The 3656-nt window shown below is 65.6% G+C and carries 4 protein-coding genes; all 4 read right to left on the reverse strand.

Annotated features, from left to right (window positions below; all coding sequences use genetic code 11):
- Window positions 1-7: 7 nt before the first annotated feature.
- Window positions 8-142 carry a hypothetical protein gene (locus F615_RS20665; protein ID WP_259371331.1) on the reverse strand — a complete coding sequence of 45 codons (135 nt, stop codon included), beginning with the start codon at window positions 140-142 and terminating at the stop codon, window positions 8-10.
- A gap of 64 nt (window positions 143-206) precedes the next feature.
- Window positions 207-992: a hypothetical protein gene (locus tag F615_RS0116650; RefSeq protein ID WP_026330400.1), complete on the reverse strand. Its 786-nt coding sequence runs from the start codon at window positions 990-992 to the stop codon at window positions 207-209.
- A gap of 141 nt (window positions 993-1133) precedes the next feature.
- Window positions 1134-2099, reverse strand: coding sequence for a DUF2515 family protein (locus F615_RS0116655; RefSeq protein WP_026330401.1), 966 nt, complete (start codon window positions 2097-2099; stop codon window positions 1134-1136).
- On the reverse strand, window positions 2096-3656 hold a 1561-nt coding region (locus F615_RS18935; protein WP_019562286.1), incomplete at its 5' end, for a type VI secretion system Vgr family protein. The genes F615_RS0116655 and F615_RS18935, both read right to left, overlap by 4 nt.

The raw sequence follows: 3656 nt of genomic DNA on the forward strand, positions 1-3656 counted from the left end.
ATGGTCATCACCGAGCCTCATACCAGTTGTGTTGCAAGATGGGCACGCCCACCAGATCGACCTGGATGTCGCCCTCGTCATAGCCCCAGCCGGTGAACTGGCGCGGGCCCAGGTGCTCGCGCTTCAGATCGGCCGGGTTCACCACGATCTGCTCGGCACGGCCGTTGCAGCCAGTACTTCTGGCCCCAGGGTGGGGGCGGCTGTGGTCAATCCAACCGGGGCACGGGCGGGTCGCGGTAGGCCTCGTCGATCGGGATGCCCCGGGCGCGCAACTCGGCTTCGGCTTGCGCTCGCATTGCGGCCTGCTTCTCCAGTCCTGGCCCAACGAACTCCTTCCAGCGATGACGCTGCTGCGGCGGTGCATAGTCCCGGAAGTAGTCCGTCTCCGTGCGCACCGTGAAGCTCAACAGATAGGCCCCGGGCTTGTGCGGGTCCATGCGTTGCGGGTCACGGCTGAAAGCGACCTTGACATACCAGCCATCGGCGTAGAACTCCCACGGGGTGCGCTGCTCGATGCGCATCCACTCTTCCAACGTGGGCAGATATGCGGGATCGAGCCCGTTGAGGTTGCTGGTCGCCAGCGTGTGCTCGAGCCGGTGCCGCCCTCGCAAGCGCGGACGGCTTCTAGACACCAGAGGTTGCCAGCCGGCGTTCAAGAAGCGTTGGAGTAGGTGGTGAATCTTCAACCTCGCTTCATCGTGCAAGATGTCGCTGGACTCGCTGACGCCTGCGCTGATGTGAAAGTTGTACAAACCTTCCCCTGCGTAGCGCCCGCTGAGGTCTTCCGAGGTCTGTACGCTCATCACATGCTGGAGCGCCACCGCATGTCGCCCATGATCAAGACGCACGATCCCCAGCGATGCTTCCGGCCAGATGATGCGGTAGTCCTGCACCACGTTCGGGATCGATTGCCAACTGCGCAACAAGGCACCGTGTCGGCGCGCGAACTCTGTGCCTGATTCTCCGAGGCGGATGAGCACTTCTGTATTCATCGAAGGTTCTTTCTGTTCAGTGGCCAATGCACTCGCCGCATGGGAAGCAGCGCTGGGCGCGGTGGACTTGCTCGGCGAACAGGCCGCCAGCAGGAGGATCCCCGTCAGAACCACAAAAATGGTTGTAGAGGTTCGCTTCATTCATCGATCCGCCATGCTCACCCACGCCGCCATGACCTCGAGTTCTCGATGCATTTCCTGGGGATACTCCTGCATGCGCTTGTGAAAAAGCTCCGCTGCGAGCTGGATCCATTGCATCCGACTGCGGAAATCCTCCAACCTCGTCCCTTTCGGTGCCACCGACTTCAGTGCCGCATCATCGGTCTCGCAGGCGCTGGTGAAGACCAGCTGCAGGCCCGGTGAAAACCAGCTGGCGGGCGGTGTGCGCTGCGCTCGCACCCAAAACGCAAAATCCGGGTCATCGTAGATCAACGGCTGCAGGATGACGCCTTGTTCGTGGTGTGCAATGGCCAGCAAATGCTCCATCTGGATGGTTGGCCGGACCAGCGGATCCTCCTCCCTCTCGAACTCCTGTACTTTGTCAAAGCCCTTGCGAATGTGCTCCGACACCTGCAGGTGCCGGATGATGGGCAGCGCCTTGTCCTGCCAGGGCAGTTTGGCGAGTTGATCTTTCACAGCCGTCACGAGTTGACGTGTATCTCGGGCGTCGCGGCACAAACGGAAGCTCTCAGGAAACCGACAATAGTGCCAATGCCAGCCGGCGATGTCGCCAAAGAGCCAGAGGTTGCCCATGGCCAAGCGATCGCGCACGGTACTGAGCATGTTCACGCGCACCATCTCCAGCGAGCAGGCCACGGTCTTGCTGGCGAAAGCTCCGAGAGCCATCCAGTAGAAGCGCCCCTTCCATTGCGGCTTGCCACCGTCTTCGAGCTCCAGATAGAAGCGCGCGTAGGTGGCTGCAATGCGACGTGCCCGCACGGCCGGGTGCTTCACGAAGCGGTAAGTATCCCTTGCGACGGGTTCACTCAGCCGCACATAGCAAAACTGTTGAGCCAAGGACCACATCGTGGCGCAGTCGCAGCGCACCTCCACGCAACTGTTGGGCGTGGTGTTGGTCATGGCGGTGACAGTGGTAGCGTCGCTCATGTCTGCAATTGGGTCCAGCGCAATTCGAACTTCACAGGTTCGCCCGCATCGGTGAAGATGCGGTTGCTGTGTCCGGTGGCGTCGGTCTGGGCCACCTCCACACCATCGGAAGTGGTCACCTTGATCGGCATGTCGGTCAGGGGTTGACCTGAAGGATCTATCAAAGCAAAGCGTTCATCGAAGCGCCGCTCCTGCCCGCTGGGAAGGCGGGCCATCTCCGCCGCCGCACTGCTGCCCCCACCCCAGTCATGCGTGGCTGCCTGCACGGTGAAGGTGCCTGGGCAGGTGAAGGTGATGTCCCCGCCGTCGAGCACGACGCGGCTGGCGCCGCAGCTCAGTTCGATGCGGGTTTGGGCCTGGACGTGGATCTCGTCGTTGGTGCTGGTGATCGTGACTTGGCCATCGGCGTGCAGGCTCAGCGTGTCGGTGTGCGCGCGCAAGGATAGTGGCCCGGCGGCGGCTTTGAATTGCAGCCCGCCGTCGTGGGCGTACAGGCTGACGGCCGCCCCGGCGGCGATGCTGGCCGCCTGCGCGGCGCTGAGCTGCATGTCGGCTTGGGCCACCCAGTGCTGGTCTTGTGCGGCATAGGCCCCCAGCGGGCCTTCGGTGCTGTACAGCGCCGAGGCGGCCGCATCCCACAGCATGAGCGGCTGGGTGAAGCCGCCGCCGGCCTGGGCCGAGCCGTCCAGCGCTTGCACGGCCTCGGTCCAGGCCGCCGCCTCGGGCGCCGGCACCTCGGGCAGCTGGGCAGCGGCAACCTGCTGCAGCCGCTGCTGCAGGGCTTGCGCGGCGCGCAGCTGCGCTTGGGCTTCTTGGCCGTCCATTTGCGCGCCGTGCACACTGTCGCCCTGGGCCGCGCGTGCGGTGCTGCTCAGCAGCAAGCCTGCGGCCGCGCGCACGCAGGTCCAGCCGTCGCTGGCCAGCTCGAAGCCGCTGCCGCGTGCCGGCCCGCGCTGCGCGCCACAGGCGGCTTGCTGGATGAGATGGCCCAGGCCCAGCTCGCTGAGGGGCTGGGTGCACATGAAGCGCATGCGCAGCTGGCCGCTGGCATCATCGAGGACCCAGGCGTTGTGATGCCCGCCGTCCAGCCCATGGCTGAACCAGCCCGAGAGGGTGCCCGGGTGGTTGACCCCGGCGTCCTGGCCGGCCGCATAGGGCGGGGGGTCGAGCTCGTTGTAGAGCTGCCCGATGATGAGGGGGCGGTCGATGTCGCCGTCGATGAAGTCGACCAGCACTTCCGAGCCGATGCGCGGCAGCATGACGGCACCCCAGTTGGGGCCGGCAACGCTCTGGGCCACGCGCACCCAGGCGCTGGCGCGTTCGTTGCCGGGGGCCGCGCCTGCGGGGTCGGCCGCGCTGGGGTGAGGCAGCCCGCCGGGCAGCGGGCGCAAGCCGCGCTGCCAGGGGAACTGGATCTTGAGCCGGGCGTTGCGCTCGGTGTGGAGGGCCGCGCCGTCCACGCCGGTGACCACGGCGGCTTGCACGCCGCTGGCCCGCAGCTTGGGCCGCAGCGGCGGGCGCCAGGGTTGTTCGGCCGCCATGGCTTGGAATTCGTTG

Source organism: Caldimonas manganoxidans ATCC BAA-369 (genome assembly GCF_000381125.1).
In the GTDB taxonomy this organism is placed as follows: domain Bacteria; phylum Pseudomonadota; class Gammaproteobacteria; order Burkholderiales; family Burkholderiaceae_C; genus Caldimonas; species Caldimonas manganoxidans.

Excerpts from the sequence above, each read along its gene's own strand:
- F615_RS0116655 (WP_026330401.1), bottom strand. The coding sequence starts at position 2,099 with ATGAGCGACGCTACCACTGTCACCGCCATGACCAACACCACGCCCAAC.
- F615_RS0116650 (WP_026330400.1), bottom strand. The coding sequence starts at position 992 with ATGAATACAGAAGTGCTCATCCGCCTCGGAGAATCAGGCACAGAGTTC.